Here is an 18,787-nt window from a genome sequence, read left to right as displayed (position 1 = left end):
AAGTGAGAGGTGAAGTTTAGGCTACGATACCCTTATTATTTTTAAATTCCAAGCAATATCAGGTCTATCCTGTTATATGCTAGTTCGATTAATTTTAAGAGGTTTTTCAATAACTTTAGTAAATTATATCGACACTTTATAAATAAAAATTCATCCAATAACGGGGTTTAAAGGCACATTTGTTCTTTCATTATTTTTTATAAAACATCTTAATAAAGTCTTATTAAAATAAGCAAAAATAGACTTATTCAAATACTTTAAAAACATATAACTTCACGTTAGCTGCATTTAACCACTTAGTTAAAAAATGAACTAATGAAAAATATAGAGAATAATTTGCGGTTTGTCTGTAAGGGTTTATGCATATTCAGAATAAGAACAGGAAATAGTTATGCATTGCAGAGAAATAAGAAAATCGAGTGATAAGCTAAAAATTTGTTACTTAGTTGTTCTATATTAAAAAACTTTAACGCAGCTCGCGTAAAATTTAATTATTTAAATTGAGACGGTATCGCTCGCAAATTGCCACAATTAAATTAAAAGCATAAAAAAAGCACCCTAAGGTGCTTAATTTAACGAGACAGCAAAAATTACTTCTTGCTACCAAGTGCACCGAAACGCTTGTTGAAACGATCAACACGTCCGCCAGTGTCTAAAACTTTTTGCTTACCAGTGTAAAAAGGGTGACACGCTGAACATACGTCAAGGTGAATGTCTTTACAAAGAGTAGAGCTTGTTTCGAATTTATTGCCGCATGAACAAGTTGCAGAAATTACTTCGTACTTAGGGTGAATACCTTCTTTCATAGAAACCTCTAGTTAAGGCCGCATCGCTCTCCAAACCCGAAGTCTGGCACCATACGTCGTTAAAACAAATTTGTTGGTCGCGGATTTTATCCAACTACCATCAAACACACAAGCTATTATTAACTGTTTTGCTAAAAAAGTAGCCAGGCACTCAAGCAAGCAACATTTGCTAGTAGGTTTTTAACGTTATTTTTAGTACATTACATCATTAATTTTATGAGTTGAGTTGCTATGCATTTTGTTGAAGTCGCTATAAAAGTTCCCTTACCGCGCACCTTTGATTACAAAGTAGATAAGCAACTTGATGGTATGGCATCACCACTAGAACCAGGAATGCGTGTGTTGGTGCCTTTTGGTAACCAACAAAAAGTAGCCGTTATTTTAGCTATTAAAAGCAAGACCGATGTGCCCGAAAACAAAATAAAACCTATCATTAAAGTCATCGATGATGCGCCTATTTTATCACCTGAGCACATTGCGCTTTTAAGTTTTACATCCCGCTATTACTGCTACCCACTTGGCGAAACAATTCATATAGCACTACCCAGTGCGCTTCGCCAAGGTGAATCACCGGATAAAACCAGTATCAACATGGTTATGCTGACAGAAAAAGGGGCAAAACTTCCGTCACTCAAAGCAAAAACTCAACTTAACTTATTAAAGCAACTTGCGCAGTCTGGTAAATCATCATTAACCGAGCTTAAAGCATTAGGCTTTAGTAAAAAAACTATCGATAGCCTTATTGCAAAAGCATTGATTACACAAACCATAGAACATGATAATCAGTGGCAAAGTACAGCCCCAACAGTGGGTAGCAAGCCTACACTAAATAAAGAGCAAGCCGTAGCTTGCACTGCAATTAATCAAAGTGATGGCTTTAACACATTTTTATTAGAAGGGGTTACCGGTAGTGGTAAAACAGAAGTCTATCTTCAATGTCTTGAAGAAGTATTAAAGCGAGGTGAGCAAGCCTTAGTACTTGTACCCGAAATAGGCCTTACCCCTCAAACGGTAAACCGTTTTCGTCGGCGCTTTCCAGATACTCCCATCATGTTATGGCATTCTGCACTTACCGATAACGAACGTTTACAAACCTGGCGCTTTTGCGAAAAAGGGAGTTGCGCGATTGTAATAGGTACGCGCTCAAGTATTTTCTTACCCTTTTTAAAGCTCGGTATGATTGTCGTTGACGAAGAACACGACTCATCATTTAAACAACAAGACACCCTTCGTTACCATGCACGAGATTTAGCAGCTTATCGTGCATTCCAGCATAAAATTCCACTTATACTGGGCAGTGCAACTCCTGCGCTCGAAACCTTGCATAAAGCCATTAATAATAAGTACCAACTATTAAGCCTGACCGAGCGCGCTCAAACTTCAACCGATAACCAGTTTAAATTACTCGACATGAAAGGCCAGCCCGATCAGGCAGGTATAGCTCACGCAAGCCTTGCTACCATGCGCCAACACTTAAATCGTGGCAAACAGGTTATGGTGTTTTTAAATCGTCGCGGCTTTTCGCCTACGCTTATTTGCCATGAATGTGGTTGGTTGAGTGAATGTAACCGTTGCAGTACCAGTGCCACGTTCCACAAGGCGATTGGTCAAATGATTTGCCACCATTGTGGTGACCAACATCAGGTACCTCATCAATGCCCTGATTGTGGTAGTACACAAATATTCCCTAATGGGAAAGGTACCGAGCAAATAGAAGAGTTTTTAACAAACGAGTTTCCTGAGACGCCTGTAACCCGTATTGATCGCGATTCCACCCGCCGTAAAGGTAGTTTAGAAAAAGCCCTCGACGAAATTAACTTAGGCGGTGCGCGCATATTAGTGGGCACGCAAATGCTTGCTAAAGGTCATCACTTCGCCGATGTAAGCTTAGTGATTATTTTAGATGTCGATAGCGGCCTCTACTCCTGCGACTTCAGAGCAACTGAACATTTGGCGCAGTTGGTAACTCAAGTGGCAGGGCGAGCTGGCCGCTCGGGAGAACCTGGCCAAGTGTTATTGCAAACACATTTCCCTGAACATCCACTATTACAAGATTTAGTCAATAATGGTTACCAAGATTTTGCACGTTTTGCGTTAAGCGAGCGTGATGACGCTGACTTACCCCCTATTACTCATATGGCCATAGTCCGTGCACAAGGGCTTAGTATTAAACTAGTCGTTGACTTTTTGACAGATTTGGTTCCAGTTAACGGTGTATCTGGTATACAATTACTCGGTCCGATCCCTGCCCCTTTAGAGAGAATAGCGGGTATGTATCGGTTTCAATTGCACATTCAAGCGCAAGATCGCCGCATATTACATCAGTATCTTGCGCAAATGGTTGATTATTTAAGCACGAGCAAACTTGCACAAAAAGTTCGCTGGAGTTTAGATGTAGACCCTATAGATATGATTTAGGTTAAGGCCAAAATAACGCTATGGCACAGCACGATTACATTAACAAAAAACCCAAAAATAGAAAAAACACCAAAAAAGAACCCGCTAAAAAGCCATTTCCTTATCTTTTGGTAATTGCTGCAGCTTTGCTTGTGGGCGGTTTTGCCTATGGATTATGGTTTATTAAAAATAACGCCGACCCCAAGCTTGTTGAAAAACAAACTAACCCAGCTGCAAAAGAAAAAGTTGAAGTGGTCGTTCCTCGTGCGCCTGAATTTATAAAAGAAATAAGAAACCATGAAGTACAAGTTGAAGTAAAAGAAATTGAACAAAAAGGCCCTTACGTCATGCAATGTGGCTCGTTCAGAACTTATCAGCAAGCTGAATCGTTAAAAGCGAAAATAGCGTTTGCTGGGCTTATATCTGAAATAAGAGAAACCAAAGGCGAAACGGGTATTTGGTATAAAGTACGTTTAGGGCCATATAAAACAAAGCGCCAAGCAGAAAGTGATAAAAATAAACTCAAGCGTGTAAAAGTCGTCGGCTGCGGAATTTGGGGCTGGACTTGAAAATAAACCATTCACCCATATAACCTCATCATAATCGTTTTTAACGAGTTGCCCCTGCAACTCGATGATGAGGAATAACATGACCACTATTGTAAGTGTACGCCGCGACAACAAAGTTGTAATTGGTGGCGACGGCCAAGTTTCATTGGGTAATACCGTAATGAAGGGCAACGCCCGTAAAGTTCGACGTCTTTATAATGGCAAAGTAATCGCAGGTTTTGCCGGCGGTACTGCTGATGCCTTCACCCTTTTCGAACGCTTTGAAAGCAAACTAGAAATGCATCAAGGTAATCTCACCAAAGCCGCTGTTGAAATGGCGAAAGATTGGCGTAGTGACCGCGCACTCAGAAAGTTAGAAGCCCTTTTAGCTGTAGCCGACGAAACTGCCTCTTTAATTATTACCGGTAACGGCGACGTAGTTCAGCCAGAAAACGATTTAATTGCCATTGGTAGTGGTGGTAACTTTGCCCAATCGGCCGCAACCGCGTTATTAGAAAACACCGATTTAAGCGCTCGTGAAATAGTAGAAAAAAGCCTAACTATTGCAGGCGATATCTGCGTATTTACTAACAACTTCCAAACTATTGAAGAATTATAATAGGAACCGCTATGTCTGCTATGACCCCAAGAGAAATTGTTCACGAGTTAGATCAACATATTATTGGCCAAGCTAACGCAAAAAAAGCCGTTGCTATTGCACTTCGTAATCGCTGGCGCCGCATGCAATTAAACGATGATTTACGTGCAGAAGTAACGCCAAAAAATATTTTAATGATTGGTCCTACAGGTGTTGGTAAAACAGAAATTGCGCGCCGCTTAGCCAAACTTGCTAATGCCCCTTTTATTAAAGTAGAAGCAACCAAGTTCACCGAAGTGGGTTATGTTGGTAAAGAAGTTGAAACCATTATTCGCGACTTAGTTGAAGTGTCTATTAAAATGACACGTGAACAACAAACTAAAAAGTTTAAACACCGCGCAGAAGAAGCGGCTGAAGATCGTATTTTAGATGCACTTTTACCACCTGTTAAAGATCAATACGGTGAAACTCAGCGTGATGAAAACTCATCAACACGCCAAACATTTCGTAAAAAGCTTCGTGAAGGTCAATTAGACGATAAAGAAATTGAAATCGACTTAGCACAAGCACAACCAAATGTAGAAATTATGGCTCCTCCTGGTATGGAAGAAATGACCAACCAGCTACAGGGCATGTTTCAAAACATGGGGGGCGATAAGCGCACTAAGCGCAAGCTCAAAATTAAGGAAGCCTTTAAGTTACTAACCGAAGAAGAAGCGGGCAAATTAGTAAACCCTGAAGAGCTAAAAGAACAGGCTATATTTGCTGTAGAGCAAAATGGTATTGTGTTTATCGATGAAATAGACAAAATTTGTAAGCGCGGAGATTCATCGGGTCCAGATGTTAGTCGAGAAGGTGTACAACGAGATTTGCTACCGCTTATTGAAGGTTCAACAGTGAACACTAAGCACGGTATGGTTAAAACTGACCACATGCTATTTATTGCCTCTGGTGCATTCCAAATGGCTAAACCATCAGACATGATCCCTGAACTACAAGGCCGTTTACCTATTCGCGTTGAGCTTGAAGCACTTACTGCAAATGACTTCAAACGTATACTTACAGAGCCGCATGCATCACTCACAGAGCAACAGCGCGAGCTACTTAAAACAGAGCAAGTTGATGTTAAATACAGTGATGACGCTATTGAGCGAATTGCAAAAGCGGCATGGCAAGTTAACGAGAAAACCGAAAACATTGGTGCTCGTCGTCTTCATACCGTGATGGAAAAGCTAATGGAAGAGATTTCATACGATGCGTCTGAGCAAGCTGGATCGTCAGTAGTTATTGATGCGGCTTACGTTGAAAAACATTTAGGTGCACTAGTTGAAGATGAAGATTTAAGCCGCTTTATTCTTTAATTGGTACTATAAGTAGTTATACTAAAAGCCTCCATATTGGGGGCTTTTTAGTGGGATACAAAATATGAAACACGTAACAAAAGTGCATTATCATAGCGTGAGCAAAAATTTAGATGTTTACTTTGACGATGATAGTAAAGCCGTATTTAGTTGTGAATTTTTACGTGTTCACTCTCCATCAGCAGAAGTGCAAGGTCATGGCTCTGGCCCTATGAAGCTAGTTTTAAACAAGCAATCAGTCGGGATAAAAAAAATAGTCCCGGTTGGGCATTACGCATTGCGCCTAGATTTTGACGATGGCCATAATAGCGGATTATTTAGCTGGAACTATTTTGCTAAGCTGCAAGAACAGCAGACTAAGTTATGGGATGAGTATTTAGAACGTGTAAGCGAAAACACAAAAAACAAAGACAGTGTGCCAATAAAGTTTATTCCTTAAACTTTATTGGCTCCTTAGTAAATTTAGACTTTAAATTTATCTATCGCAGCATATAGTACGCGACCTTGCTCAGATACCTCTTCACTAGTTTGTGCGTTACGCGATGCATGCTCTGATGCATCTTGTGCTATATCTCTAATACGTACCACGTTTTTATTAACCTCCGATGCAACTTGGCTTTGCTCATCGATGGCAACGGCTATTTGCGTGCTCATTTCCATAATGGTTTGTACATCTTCAGTAATAGCACCTAACAATTCACCGGCTTTAATAGCCTGAGATGCACTTTCATCACCTTGTGATCGACATTGGTGCATAATACTTACCACTTCTTGAGTGCGTTGCTGCAGGGTATTAATAATCCCTTCAATTTCACTTGTCGATTCTTGCGTACGCTGAGCTAACGAGCGCACTTCATCAGCAACCACCGCAAAGCCGCGGCCTTGCTCACCAGCACGAGCTGCTTCAATTGCAGCATTAAGCGCAAGTAAATTAGTTTGCTCAGCAATACCACGAATAACGTCAAGTACCGAGCCAATCGTTTCACCGTCTTTTTCTAGTTGAGACACCACATCAGATGCACTCCCTAAAGAGCCTGACAACTCCCTGATATGGTTAACGGTTGATTCGACTTCGCTACGGCCTTGTTGAGCGCTCAAGTTTGTAGACTCCGCTTTTTTAGCTGCCGCCTCAGTGTTGTGCGAAATATCTTGAATCGTGGCTTGCATTTCTGTCGCAGCCGTAGCAACCATGTCAGCTTCGTGTAATTGCTCTTGCATACCGGAGCTTGTGGCTGCAGTGCTTTCAGATAAATGATCTGTTGCCACATTGAGTGTGTTTAATGCGCCATTAACTTCGTAAATCAGGTTTTTAAAGTCACCTATTAAGCTATTAAAGTCTGTCGTCATGATAGTAATTTCATCTTTACCCGTTTGCTCTATCATTACGCTCAAGTCGTTATTGCGTCTTATATCATTTATGCTGTGATAAACGCGTTCAATAGGAACAATGATTGAATGGCTAGTAAAGTAAACAAGTAATAAAACAATAACACCAGCAATAACAAAAATAGTAATTGCCAAAAACTGTGCCTCACTTACGCTGTTTTTAACATGAATCACTGTTTCTTCAACAATTTGGCCAACCACCGTGTCACTTTTCGACACACTTTCCCGCATTTTACCAAGAGCTCCTGACTCTAGGTTTACCCCTAATTCAACTTGGGCTTTTACTAGCGCCTGGAAAGAATTTTGATAAGTAGCAATTAAACTATTGAGTTCTGATTTGGTGCTTGAGTTTATTGTTGCACGAGAAAGGCTTTGTTCAAGCTTCGTAATAGTGTCATTAAAACGGGGGAGATACTTGGTATCTAAGCGCAGCATAAAATCTTTTTCAGCACGTCTTAATTGCAACATAAGCACCAGCAACTCATCGCTTTGCTGCTCGTTAAGCAATGTTTCTACTTTATGCACTGCACTTCTTAGTTCACCATAAAGGGCATCTTTGGGGTTTAAGCCTATTTTTCTTTGAAGAGAGACTACATTATTAAAATCGCTATTATACTTAGCAACTAAGCTTTTTAACTGCGCTGCTTTTTGAGTATCAATATTTAAACTGGCCATTGAAGTCTGTAATTCAGCTAGCTTTGTATCCAATACTGCATACTCTTTTTCGAACGACGCTAAAGAACTCTCAGTTTTGTAAAACAAAAAGTTTTTCTCGTGCTTTCTCAATTCTAATTGCTGAATGTTCAGCTCTTTCGCTAACTGTATAGTCTGATTTAACTTAAGATTTTCCCTTCCCTCAAAAATAATTACACATAATAGAATAACCATTGCTAAACCAACTACCAAAGCATTAAGTTGCAGTCGCCTCTTAATCGTTAAATTTTCTAAAAAACTCATTTCAAACACCTTTGGTTAATATGCAATCTTATTATAGACTAATGTCTTAAACTGCTTCAGTTTTTTTAGCTTTTGATAAACTGGTCATACCTGACCAGAACCTAATATTATAAGTTAACACTTCCCCATAATCCCTTGTGAAGTAATTGCGTTTTGTGCCATTGCTTTTGTAATAACCAATTCACAAGCGGTTCTGGGTCACTTGGAAAATTAATTTGCTTATTTTGAGGGGCATTATTCCAATCATCTAATGCTTGAGGGTTTAAATAATTCATTACATGGGCCATTCCCATAGAGCGTAAAGTTTGTGCGTTCTCACTCTGCTCAAACTGCCCATTTAAAGGTTTAAGCAATAATTTTTTCCCTAACTTAAGCGCTTCACTGGCAAGCTCAAACCCTGCATTACCAATCACACCACTGGTGTTGGCTAAGTCATTTAAGAAATGTGTTCTCGATGGTGGCCGTAAATGTATATTTCCCATCGACTTATTTTTTGCATCTGGGTGATAGCAATAAAACTCTTTTTCAGGAAAATCTTTTAAATAGTCAACAATACTCTCTAGACTCTCAAACGGTAAATACACCAACACTTTGTTCATAACTGCAACAGGGTTGCCGTGATCGTGGTGGGCAATAAAAGGCGGAATGATATTTTCAGCAAACGGCTGCCAATGAACCCCTAAATAGGTATCGGCAGGGGCATAATTTTTAATTAATGATTTACGTAAAATTCCCCGGCTAAACATAGGCACACTGCTTGATAAAAATGCCGCCTGGTGACTAATACCAACCACCGGTATAGCGGCGCGTTTAGCTGCCCAAGCCGTAATAGGCTCAAAGTCGTTAAGTACAAAATCATACTGTTTAACATCGAGTGTTTTTATGTCTTTTATTAATCTACAAATACGTGCATTTTTCACTGTTTGCAGGCTTTTCACTTGCCCATTTTTAGTATTAAACGACAGCCCTCTAAAGCTTGTGTAGTTCGCAAAGTCTTGCATATCAAAGTAGTCTTTATTTGCACGTCCTGAAAAAACATAATCCACTTCAATATTCAACTTTTTAAAGCAACTTGCCATTACACGGGCTCGTGTTATGTGGCCATTTCCTGTGCCTTGAATACCATATAATATTTTCATGCTGGCACCACCACCGCTAACGCAAATAAACCACATGAACTGCCTATGAGCGCACCAATGATAATATCAGCCGGATAATGGACCCCCAATACCACCCTCGATATTGCCACGCCACCAGCCCATGCTAAGAATATCCATACATATTGAGGGAAAAAATGGCACAGAATAATAGCAACTAAAAAAGCGGCAGCGCTGTGACCTGAAGGTAAGCTAAATTTGTCACTCGGTACTATGTAGGCATTGGTGACTAAACAATCGCATGGTCTTATTCGTGCAAAATATTTTTTAGCTAGAAAGTAAATGGGGCGTTCAATAATAAACCCAAGCATGATGGCAATAGGGAGTAACTGGTACTGCTCGTTTTTACTAAGCCACCACACGCCTGCACAGATAACTAAATACAATCCGCCATCGCCACTTTTAGATAACCCAAGCGCCAATTTTTTTAGCCATTTAGGTGAGTTGCAATTAAACAACGTTAAAAATAGTCGCTCATCAAACTGCGCTACTTTTTTTAGTATATTATTATCACTCATTGCTTATTCCCCATTGCATAATATATGAACACTGAATTAGCTTAGGTGGTGTAAATAACAATTGAGTGACGCTTTTAAGACACTATTGTTGCTATTATTGATTTACTCCTTGTTTTGCTTAAATTTACTACTATTAAGTCGTTGTTATTGGATATAAGGCAGGTATACTGAGTTATAAATTAATGTACCTTTTGAGGATAAAATAATGGATTACAGCACTTCTGATTTATGTGACCACTTTGCTGATGTGGTTGACGTGCTAGAGCCAATGTTCATCAACTTTGGTGGTCGACACAGTTTTGGTGGCCGCATTAAAACGGTTAAATGTTTTGAAAATAATGAACTGATCCGCGAAATACTATCTCAAGACGGTACAGACCAGGTGCTATTAATTGACGGTGGCGGTTCTACTCGCCGTGCACTTATTGATATTGAACTTGCTGAACTTGCTTTTGAAAACAACTGGAATGGCATTGTTGTATACGGTGCTGTCCGCCATGTAGATGAGCTAGAAGAACTTGATGTGGGCATTCAAGCCATAGCCTCAATTCCTGTGGCTGCCGACAGTGAAGGTGCTGGCGAAAATGGCATTGGTGTTAACTTTGCGGGTGTGTCGTTTTTTGACGACGACTTTATCTATGCCGACAGCACGGGTATTGTATTATCTGCTGAAGAACTTGAGTTGGAAGTTGTAGAAGTATAACGTGTCCAATCACTTAAAAGTATATGATGAAAGTGCGGTTAAAGCTTTGTGCTTTACCCGCGCAAACGAAAAAAAAGCATGGCAAGCTATGTCTTTGCTTGATACTCACGTAGATGTTCAACAAGCCCTAGTTGATGCCGCTGAGTTTGGTATGCGCTATGTACTACTAGGTATATGTGAAGACATTGGCCCCAAAGCAAATTTGGGGAATGGCGGAGCAAATGAAGCTTGGCATGCTTTTTTAGCAAAGTTTTTAAACCAACCTCATAACCAATTTATCGCAACTCAAAAAGTGTTATTACTTGGCGAAGTAAACGTTGATGATTTAATGGCGCAAAGTAGCCAATTAAACAACAAAAACCCTGAACAACTTCAGCAATTGCGCTTGCTATGCCAACAGTTGGACGAGCGCGTAGAAAGCGTATTAAACCTAATATTTAAAGCCGGTCTTGAACCCATAGTGATTGGCGGTGGGCATAATAACTGCTTAGGAATTATTCGAGCGCTCAGTAAAACACAGCACACGGCCGTTAATGCCATAAATTTTGACCCTCATGCTGATTTTAGAGAATGCGAAGGGCGTCACAGTGGTAATGGCTTTCGATATGCTTATAACGAGAAGCGACTCAATAATTACCATGTTATTGGTCTACACGAGCAGAAAAATAACCAAGCAATTATAGATGCCATGACACAAGCAAACTTTACGTTTGATAGTTATCAGTCTCTCAATGTAAAACGCGATATAAACCTTACTCAATCTATAAATAACGCAATTAATAGTTTTGACTCATTACCGCTTGGTATTGAGATCGACTTAGATAGCATTACGTTTATGCCTGTAAGTGCTTATACTTGCTGCGGGTTTAGTGTCGGCGACACTGAGCATTTTGTATATACAGCAGCCAGCAACCGAAACGCTAAATACTTACATTTATGTGAAGCATCACCAAGCCAACATCCAAACGGGCCTATAGCAGGAACTGCGCATGTAGGACAAGTGATCAGCGCATTGGTAAATAGTTTTATACTCGCAAGAGAATCGAAGGCACCTTAGCCTTTCATGTTGAGGTTTATTTTAGAGACAATAAAATTGTAGGCGAGTTTATACTCTGAGTTAAAAACGCCCTTGCGTTCTTTTTATAGCTTAAAGTCATTTAAGAATGATGAAAGGTCGGGCAAAGCTTACTTACTCAATTTTTGTTTTGATTATTCTTGCGCTTGTCGCCACTCTTTTAACCAGCTCATTAAACCGATACTGCTCAGCGGATGCCCAAAATAATAACCTTGCGCGGCATACGCATTTAAACTTTTAACAAATTTAAGTTGCTCAAGGGTTTCTACCCCTTCAAAAATAACTTTTGTTTTTTGCTGGTTGTGCATTTCAACCATACCGCCAACTAAGCTACGAATATTATTTTGGTTGCTAAAATCAGCAGTTAATGACGGCGCTACTTTTATATATTCCACCGCTAAGCTAGGTAACTTTGAAAGCAATACAGGGTTATCACCTAAACCATCAACACATAACTTTAAGCCAATATTATTAAGTCTGGCAATCATTGCCCTGCCTTTATCATCAAGCCCCGTAAATATGTGCAGAGGGCACTCAACAATTAAATCGCCCACTTGAAGATTATGCTCTGTGATTACACTATCAACAAATTCTACAAACTCCTCATTAAGCATTTCTGGACCAAAAACGTTAATACTCAGCGGTATGGCTATACCTTCTATTCTTAGCGCCATCGCAAGTTCGGCAGCACGCTCTATAACAAACTTAGCAAGTGGATAGCCAAGCCCTGCAATTCTAATATCATCAATAAAACGATTAGCAGACAAAATTCCCTGCTTAGGGTGCTGCCAACGAAGTAATAATTCTAAAAACTCAATTTGACCATTTTTATTACAAATAATGGGTTGAAAATACAGTTCGAGTTCACTTGCAAAGTCAATATTAGCAAGCTCTTTTAAACGCGCTTGCTGCTCTAGCTGTTCAACCATCATTTGCTGATGATAAGGCACAACTCTTTGCTTTGGTTGGCTATCAAGCGCTAAATAGGCATACGAAATTAAATCATCAAAATTAGTTTCTTGCTCATCACATGCCACATAGCTTGCTCGCGCTTTTACCTCTACAGTGCAATTAGCCACATTAAAAGGCTTAAGTGTTGCTCCGAGTATTTTATCAATAATTTGTTCATGTAAGTGCTTGTGATTGGCTAAGCTGCAAATAAATGCAAAATTTAACCCGCCTAAATGAGCAAGCTTTTCGTGGCCAACTATAGTAACCACTTCTTCGCTTTCTAATTGTTCTTGTATTCTATTTGCTGATTGCGCTAATAAAACATCACCAAACCCACGGCCAATATGCTGATTCACTTGCTCAAAACCTTCAAGCCTAATAATGATGAGCACGGCTTCAACTTGGGTATTATCACACCATGTGTAATACCCTTGGCGTAACTCTTTTTTGCTGGCAAATACCGAAAGCGGTGACTCTTCAACAAACGCGTCATCAAGCTGTTTGGGTTCTATGGTCACTTTGGGATCGTCGCTTTCATCGTTTAACAACCCCACAACAGCGCAAAATAATATAGCTAATACAACCCAAAATAACGGTACGTCTAATAATAGATGCGCTGAAAACAGCACCACAAATAACAATCCAGCGGCGGAGCTGATAATAATCATACTCCAATTATTACGCTCAAATGATTGCCATAAATGAAAGCAAAAACCAAACGCCAATAAAATAGCTAGCCATGCTTCACCGCTACTTAAAATAGCTAAACCTACAACACCTGTACATAAATAACTAAATTTAATATTGGTATTTTTAACCGAAAATAAAGTAGTGATCATCGCCATTAAAAGCGCACCACTGAAAAAAATCGGAAAATTACTGTCGGTTAATATATTCAAGTTAACGGCACTCGTATTCGTAAAAAAACTTTAACAACAACTTGTTAAATATGAACAAAAATAATACAAACTAATTAAGTCTACCCAAAATCCATAAATTTGACAGTTTATTTACGCCGAATTGGTAACTTAATTGCGATGGGTGGCTTATTTGCCAATGTGCAATGTCGGCTCTGGCTCCCACTTTTAACACTCCTCTATCGTTTAAACCCAGTGCCTTAGCTGCGTTGCTGGTAACACCTGCTAACGCTTGTTCTGGTGTTAACCTAAATAGAGTACATGCCATATTCATCATTAATTGTACCGAGCACAACGGTGAAGTACCCGGATTGAAGTCGCTAGCAATGGCTATTGGCACTTTGTATTGGTTTAATAACGCGATAGGTGGCTGTTTTGTCTCTCTTAAAAAATAAAATGCCCCCGGTAACAGCACAGCCACAGTGCCAGCCTTTGCCATAGCTTTTACACCTTGCTCATCAAGGTATTCTATATGATCTGCCGATAATCCATTAAATTCGGCCACCAGCTCAGCACCATACTGATTAGATAACTGCTCTGCATGGCACTTTATTGGTAAATTATGTTTTGTTGCCGCAGTGAATACACGTTTAGTTTGCTCATAACTAAAACCTACATTTTCACAAAACACATCAACGGCATCGGCAAGATCGCCAGCAACGACTTGTTCAAGCATCTCGTTGCACACTAAATCAATATATTCATCTGCACGGCCTTTGTATTCATTAGGTAATGCATGAGCGCCTAAAAATGTTGTTTTAATATCAATGGGATGATGTTCACCCAGCAATCGTGCCACTTCTAATATTTTAATTTCGTTCTCGGTATCGAGCCCATAACCCGACTTAATTTCAACCGTTGTTACGCCTTCTTTTAACAGTGTATTTAGCCTGTCTTTGGCATCAACAAATAGTTGTTCTCTATCTGCGGCTCTCGTTGCTTTTACTGTGCTTGCAATCCCCCCACCTTGGGCTGCAATTTGTTCATAGCTTACGCCTTGTAAACGCTGCTCAAATTCTTGCGCACGAGACCCTGCAAACACCAAATGGGTATGACAATCTATTAACCCAGGTGTTAACCATTGGCCTTTTATGCTCAAGGTTGGCGTTGCGAAAGCGTCAAATGACGGCAGCGATGCTTGCTCACCCAGCCACACGATTTCTCCGTTTTTAATCGCTAAGGCTGCATTTTCGATGATCCCATAAGGTGTATCCCTAGTGGGATCCATTGTGGCAATATTTGCATCCGTTAAAAGTAAATCAATATTTTCTAAGTTATTATTTTGCTGCGTGTTTTGCATATAACAGTCCATACATACCCTGACATGATTGAAATATAGTCTAACAACACACCTTGTATATACAAGAGGATTATGTCATCTTATTTAATATAAATTACTCCTAACGCAGCTATCTAGTTAATGACAACACCTAAATTTGCGCAAATAAAACAATTTATCGTCGATAAAATTCGCAGCGGTATGTGGCAAGAAAACCAACGCGTTCCCTCTGAAAACGAGCTCAGCACACAATTTAGCGTTAGCAGAATGACCGCTCGCCGTGCACTTAGCGAATTAACAGAAGCAGGAATACTAACGCGTAGCCAAGGCCTAGGAACGTTTGTTGCCTCTTTTAAGTCACAGTCTTCGTTACTTGAAATTAAAAATATTGCCGATGAGGTTAAAGAGCGCAACGGCAATTACACCTGTAGCGTGCTTATACTTGAATCAATAAATGCGGTTGCCCCCATTGCTATCGCATTAGGAGTAGAAGTAGATAGCGTCGTGTACCGAAGCGTACTGGTTCATAACGAAAACGACAGCCCATTGCAGCTTGAGGAACGTTTTGTAAACCCAGCGCTTGCCAGCGGCTATTTGCAACAAAATTTTAGTGCAACGACTCCTCATGAGTATCTTTCAAGTGTTGCACCTCTCACTCAAGCGAGACACACAGTAGAAGCCATTATGCCCAACAGCGAAATGTGCCAATGGTTAAACCTATACAACGAAGAGCCTTGCCTGCAAGTTATTCGCAGAACATGGTCTGTTAACGGTATTGTAAGTTTTGCACGCCTTGTATCACCTGGCAGCAAATATCGCTTAGGCGGGCACTTAACGTTTAAAAAATAAGATAAAAAAATTGCGCATAATGCGCTTTTTTTGTGACGAATCACCTTGTATATACAACAGGAGAAATACATGACTAACCGACTCGACACAAGTCGCGTAATACGTGCACCGCATGGCGATATGATAAGCGCTAAAAGCTGGCAAACTGAAGCGGCAAAACGCATGCTCATGAACAATTTAGACCCTGAGGTTGCAGAACACCCACACGCATTAGTTGTTTATGGTGGCATTGGCAGAGCAGCACGTGATTGGCCAAGTTTCGATAAAATTATAGAAACCCTCGACCGATTAAATGATGATGAAACATTGTTAGTTCAGTCGGGTAAACCTGTTGGCGTATTTAAAACACACAGTAATGCTCCTCGCGTTTTAATTGCAAATTCAAACTTGGTACCCCATTGGGCTAACTGGGAGCACTTTAACGAGCTGGATAAAAAAGGGTTAATGATGTACGGCCAAATGACGGCTGGCTCTTGGATTTATATTGGCTCTCAAGGAATTGTACAAGGTACATACGAAACATTTGTAGCCATGGCTAAACAACACTTTAATGGTCAAGCCAAAGGTAAATGGGTATTAACCGGTGGCCTTGGTGGCATGGGTGGCGCGCAGCCACTTGCGGCAACTATGGCGGGCTTTTGTGCCTTAGTTGTAGAGTGTGACGAAAGCCGCATCGATTTTCGCATTAAAACTGGCTACGTTGATGTTAAAGCCACAAACCTTGAACATGCATTGCAATTAATTACTGACGCATGCGTTAACGAAAAAGCAATTTCAGTTGGATTGCTGGGCAACGCCGCAGATATATTTAGCACACTTGTAAACAGTGGTATTACACCCGATGTAGTGACCGATCAAACTTCAGCACACGATCCACTTAATGGTTACTTACCACAAGGTTGGACTATGAAACACGCCGCAAAAATGCGTGAACAAGACCCAAAAGCGGTTGTAAAAGCAGCCAAGCAATCAATGGCAGTGCAAGTTAATGCCATGCTAGCATTACAAAAAGCCGGCGCGGCAACCACTGACTACGGTAATAATATTCGCCAAATGGCATTTGAAGAAGGTGTTACAAACGCATTTGATTTCCCTGGGTTTGTTCCTGCTTATATTCGCCCATTATTTTGCCAAGGTATTGGTCCGTTTAGATGGGTCGCTTTATCGGGCGATCCAGAAGATATATATAAAACAGATGCTAAAGTAAAAGAGTTAATTCCTGATGATGCACATTTGCACAACTGGCTTGATATGGCTCGCGAACGCATTCAATTCCAAGGCTTGCCGGCTCGTATATGCTGGGTGGGGTTAAAAGATAGAGCACGCTTAGCGCTCGCATTTAATGAAATGGTAAAAAATGGCGAGCTTAAAGCCCCCATTGTTATTGGCCGTGATCATCTTGATTCTGGCTCAGTAGCAAGTCCTAATCGTGAAACAGAAAGCATGAAAGATGGTTCAGATGCCGTCTCTGATTGGCCGTTACTTAACGCCCTGCTTAACACGGCAAGCGGCGCTACGTGGGTATCACTTCACCATGGTGGGGGTGTAGGAATGGGCTTTAGCCAACACTCAGGTGTTGTTATTGTTGCCGATGGTACAGACGAAGCAAAAGCACGTGTTGGTCGCGTGCTTTGGAATGACCCTGCCACCGGTGTGATGCGCCATGCAGATGCCGGTTACGACATCGCAAAAAATTGTGCCAAAGAGCAAAACTTAGACTTACCAATGCTGAACGAGGAATAATCATGGTCGAACTAACTCTCACACCCGGCTCGCTTGATTTAAACATATTAAGAAAGATTAATGCATCAAGTGTAAAAATAAACCTTGAAAAAAATGCCGAATCACAAATCGCTGCCAGCGCACAAACCGTTCAAAATGTCATAAATGAGCAACGCACAGTGTATGGGATTAACACCGGATTTGGCCTGCTCGCTAATACCAAAATTGCCGATGACGAGCTTGAACTACTTCAGCGTTCAATTGTACTTTCTCATGCCGCTGGCATCGGCGAATACATGGACGACAGCACAGTAAGACTGATGATTACACTAAAAATCAACTCGCTTTCTCGTGGTTTTTCAGGCATTCGTTTGCAAGTAATTAAGTTTTTTATGCACTTGCTCAATAGTGAAGTATACCCATGCGTTCCTAAAAAAGGATCTGTTGGCGCTTCGGGTGACTTAGCCCCACTTGCACATATGTGCTTACCCTTACTAAGCGAAGGCCAAATGCGTCATCAGGGTAAAATAATCAGTGCGGCTGAAGGTTTAAAAGTAGCAGGGCTTGAACCGCTTACGCTAGCAGCAAAAGAAGGTTTAGCACTGCTTAACGGTACCCAAGCGTCTACCGCTTTTGCACTACAGGGATTATTCAGAGCAGAAGATTTATATGCACAAAGCTGTGTAATTGGCGCGGTAAGTATTGAGGCAGCAATGGGCAGCCGCGCACCTTTTGACTCACGTATTCACGAAATTCGTGGACAACGTGGTCAAATAGATACCGCGCAAGTGTTTAGAGATTTACTTGATACTCAATCACAAATTAGCGACTCTCATGTTAACTGTGAAAAAGTACAAGACCCTTATTGCTTGCGCTGCCAACCTCAGGTATTGGGCGCGTGTTTAACACAAATACGTCAAGCAGCAGAAGTATTACTGTGCGAATCAAATGGGGTAACCGACAACCCACTCGTATTTGCCGATGTGGGCGATATTATTTCTGGCGGAAACTTTCACGCTGAGCCTGTCGCCATGGCGGCAGACAACCTCGCTATTGCAATTGCAGAAATTGGCGCTTTAGCAGAGCGAAGAATAGCCCTACTTATTGATTCTAACTTATCAAAATTACCACCCTTTTTGGTGGAAAATGGTGGAGTAAACTCTGGCTTTATGATTGCTCAAGTGACAGCAGCTGCATTGGCATCTGAAAATAAGTCGCTTGCACATCCCGCGTCTGTAGATAGCTTACCAACATCTGCCAACCAAGAAGATCACGTTTCAATGGCCACGTTCGCCGCGAGGCGATTACAAGAGATGGCCAATAATACACAAGGTGTTTTGGCTATAGAGTGGCTTGCATCGGTACAGGGCTTAGAGTTTAGAAAACCGCTAAACCCGTGTAAAAAAGTCTTAAAGGCAAAAAATTTATTACGCGAACACGTAACCTATTACGATAAAGATCGCTATTTTGCCCCCGATATAGAGCAAACTAACGCACTATTGAGCGAAGGTAAATTGTGCGACTTTATTGAGCGCAACCCTCTTCCATCTTATTAAAAACATG

16 protein-coding genes are annotated in these 18,787 nt (G+C 40.7%); 10 read left to right on the top strand and 6 right to left on the bottom strand.

Annotated elements, in window-relative coordinates:
• Window positions 1-590: 590 nt before the first annotated feature.
• Window positions 591-806, bottom strand: a complete 216-nt coding sequence (gene rpmE / locus ATS76_RS00265) for a 50S ribosomal protein L31 (RefSeq protein ID WP_006793092.1) — start codon at window positions 804-806, stop codon at window positions 591-593.
• Between the two features lie 231 nt (window positions 807-1,037).
• Between rpmE and priA the strand changes: the two genes are divergently transcribed.
• The 5 genes from priA (at window position 1,038) to ATS76_RS00240 (ending at window position 6,149) form a co-directional block, all read left to right on the top strand.
• Window positions 1,038-3,224: a primosomal protein N' gene (priA, locus tag ATS76_RS00260; protein ID WP_058550584.1), complete on the top strand. Its 2,187-nt coding sequence runs from the start codon at window positions 1,038-1,040 to the stop codon at window positions 3,222-3,224.
• Between the two features lie 20 nt (window positions 3,225-3,244).
• On the top strand, window positions 3,245-3,772 hold the full coding sequence (locus ATS76_RS00255; RefSeq protein WP_058550583.1) for an SPOR domain-containing protein: 528 nt from the start codon (window positions 3,245-3,247) through the stop codon (window positions 3,770-3,772).
• A gap of 79 nt (window positions 3,773-3,851) precedes the next feature.
• Window positions 3,852-4,370: an ATP-dependent protease subunit HslV gene (gene hslV / locus ATS76_RS00250; protein ID WP_006793089.1), complete on the top strand. Its 519-nt coding sequence runs from the start codon at window positions 3,852-3,854 to the stop codon at window positions 4,368-4,370.
• 11 nt (window positions 4,371-4,381) lie between these two features.
• The gene (hslU, locus tag ATS76_RS00245) at window positions 4,382-5,710 is read left to right on the top strand and encodes an HslU--HslV peptidase ATPase subunit (protein WP_058550582.1); all 1,329 of its coding nucleotides are present in this window, start codon (window positions 4,382-4,384) and stop codon (window positions 5,708-5,710) included.
• 64 nt (window positions 5,711-5,774) lie between these two features.
• The gene (locus ATS76_RS00240) at window positions 5,775-6,149 is read left to right on the top strand and encodes a gamma-butyrobetaine hydroxylase-like domain-containing protein (protein ID WP_058550581.1); all 375 of its coding nucleotides are present in this window, start codon (window positions 5,775-5,777) and stop codon (window positions 6,147-6,149) included.
• Between the two features lie 23 nt (window positions 6,150-6,172).
• Here the strand turns inward: ATS76_RS00240 and ATS76_RS00235 are convergent, their stop codons facing one another.
• From ATS76_RS00235 to ATS76_RS00225, 3 genes are all read right to left on the bottom strand, one after another.
• Window positions 6,173-8,053 (bottom strand): methyl-accepting chemotaxis protein, encoded by a 1,881-nt coding sequence (locus ATS76_RS00235; protein WP_058550580.1) that lies wholly within the window; start codon window positions 8,051-8,053, stop codon window positions 6,173-6,175.
• 107 nt (window positions 8,054-8,160) lie between these two features.
• Entirely contained in the window at window positions 8,161-9,192 is a 1,032-nt protein-coding gene (locus tag ATS76_RS00230) for an MJ1255/VC2487 family glycosyltransferase (protein WP_058551030.1), read from the bottom strand.
• Window positions 9,189-9,728 carry a phosphatase PAP2 family protein gene (locus ATS76_RS00225; protein WP_058550579.1) on the bottom strand — a complete coding sequence of 180 codons (540 nt, stop codon included), beginning with the start codon at window positions 9,726-9,728 and terminating at the stop codon, window positions 9,189-9,191. The genes ATS76_RS00230 and ATS76_RS00225 overlap by 4 nt, the downstream gene beginning before the upstream one ends.
• A 205-nt stretch (window positions 9,729-9,933) precedes the next feature.
• On the opposite strand from ATS76_RS00225, the gene rraA reads away from it, so the two are divergent.
• The gene (rraA, locus tag ATS76_RS00220; RefSeq protein WP_058403865.1) at window positions 9,934-10,431 is read left to right on the top strand and encodes a ribonuclease E activity regulator RraA; all 498 of its coding nucleotides are present in this window, start codon (window positions 9,934-9,936) and stop codon (window positions 10,429-10,431) included.
• A 1-nt stretch (window position 10,432) separates the two neighbouring features.
• On the top strand, window positions 10,433-11,488 hold the full coding sequence (locus ATS76_RS00215) for a formimidoylglutamase (protein ID WP_058550578.1): 1,056 nt from the start codon (window positions 10,433-10,435) through the stop codon (window positions 11,486-11,488).
• 152 nt (window positions 11,489-11,640) lie between these two features.
• On the opposite strand, the gene ATS76_RS00210 is transcribed toward ATS76_RS00215, so the two are convergent.
• Together ATS76_RS00210 and hutI are read right to left on the bottom strand one after the other, a co-directional pair.
• The gene (locus tag ATS76_RS00210) at window positions 11,641-13,302 is read right to left on the bottom strand and encodes a GGDEF domain-containing phosphodiesterase (protein WP_058551029.1); all 1,662 of its coding nucleotides are present in this window, start codon (window positions 13,300-13,302) and stop codon (window positions 11,641-11,643) included.
• 124 nt (window positions 13,303-13,426) lie between these two features.
• Complete coding sequence (gene hutI, locus ATS76_RS00205; protein WP_058551028.1) at window positions 13,427-14,674, bottom strand: imidazolonepropionase; 1,248 nt, start codon at window positions 14,672-14,674, stop codon at window positions 13,427-13,429.
• Window positions 14,675-14,794: 120 nt separating this feature from the next.
• Between hutI and hutC the strand changes: the two genes are divergently transcribed.
• From hutC to hutH, 3 genes are all read left to right on the top strand, one after another.
• Window positions 14,795-15,502 carry a histidine utilization repressor gene (gene hutC / locus ATS76_RS00200; RefSeq protein WP_058403867.1) on the top strand — a complete coding sequence of 236 codons (708 nt, stop codon included), beginning with the start codon at window positions 14,795-14,797 and terminating at the stop codon, window positions 15,500-15,502.
• 69 nt (window positions 15,503-15,571) lie between these two features.
• The gene (hutU, locus tag ATS76_RS00195) at window positions 15,572-17,245 is read left to right on the top strand and encodes a urocanate hydratase (protein ID WP_058550577.1); all 1,674 of its coding nucleotides are present in this window, start codon (window positions 15,572-15,574) and stop codon (window positions 17,243-17,245) included.
• A 2-nt stretch (window positions 17,246-17,247) separates the two neighbouring features.
• Window positions 17,248-18,780: a histidine ammonia-lyase gene (hutH, locus tag ATS76_RS00190; protein WP_058550576.1), complete on the top strand. Its 1,533-nt coding sequence runs from the start codon at window positions 17,248-17,250 to the stop codon at window positions 18,778-18,780.
• Window positions 18,781-18,787 lie beyond the last annotated feature (7 nt).

The organism is Pseudoalteromonas sp. 10-33, from assembly GCF_001469195.1.
GTDB lineage: Bacteria > Pseudomonadota > Gammaproteobacteria > Enterobacterales > Alteromonadaceae > Pseudoalteromonas.
Note: the sequence above shows the minus strand (reverse complement) of the source record. Positions and strands in the feature narration are given on the sequence as shown.

Bases quoted from the DNA above. Each gene is read 5' to 3' on its own strand.
- ATS76_RS00210 (WP_058551029.1), bottom strand. From the start codon at position 13,302: ATGGCGATGATCACTACTTTATTTTCGGTTAAAAATACCAATATTAAA.
- hutI (WP_058551028.1), bottom strand. From the start codon at position 14,674: ATGCAAAACACGCAGCAAAATAATAACTTAGAAAATATTGATTTACTT.
- hslV (WP_006793089.1), top strand. From the start codon at position 3,852: ATGACCACTATTGTAAGTGTACGCCGCGACAACAAAGTTGTAATTGGT.
- ATS76_RS00255 (WP_058550583.1), top strand. From the start codon at position 3,245: ATGGCACAGCACGATTACATTAACAAAAAACCCAAAAATAGAAAAAAC.
- ATS76_RS00235 (WP_058550580.1), bottom strand. From the start codon at position 8,053: ATGAGTTTTTTAGAAAATTTAACGATTAAGAGGCGACTGCAACTTAAT.
- hutH (WP_058550576.1), top strand. From the start codon at position 17,248: ATGGTCGAACTAACTCTCACACCCGGCTCGCTTGATTTAAACATATTA.
- ATS76_RS00225 (WP_058550579.1), bottom strand. From the start codon at position 9,728: ATGAGTGATAATAATATACTAAAAAAAGTAGCGCAGTTTGATGAGCGA.
- hslU (WP_058550582.1), top strand. From the start codon at position 4,382: ATGTCTGCTATGACCCCAAGAGAAATTGTTCACGAGTTAGATCAACAT.
- ATS76_RS00240 (WP_058550581.1), top strand. From the start codon at position 5,775: ATGAAACACGTAACAAAAGTGCATTATCATAGCGTGAGCAAAAATTTA.
- priA (WP_058550584.1), top strand. From the start codon at position 1,038: ATGCATTTTGTTGAAGTCGCTATAAAAGTTCCCTTACCGCGCACCTTT.
- hutU (WP_058550577.1), top strand. From the start codon at position 15,572: ATGACTAACCGACTCGACACAAGTCGCGTAATACGTGCACCGCATGGC.
- hutC (WP_058403867.1), top strand. From the start codon at position 14,795: ATGACAACACCTAAATTTGCGCAAATAAAACAATTTATCGTCGATAAA.
- rraA (WP_058403865.1), top strand. From the start codon at position 9,934: ATGGATTACAGCACTTCTGATTTATGTGACCACTTTGCTGATGTGGTT.
- ATS76_RS00230 (WP_058551030.1), bottom strand. From the start codon at position 9,192: ATGAAAATATTATATGGTATTCAAGGCACAGGAAATGGCCACATAACA.
- rpmE (WP_006793092.1), bottom strand. From the start codon at position 806: ATGAAAGAAGGTATTCACCCTAAGTACGAAGTAATTTCTGCAACTTGT.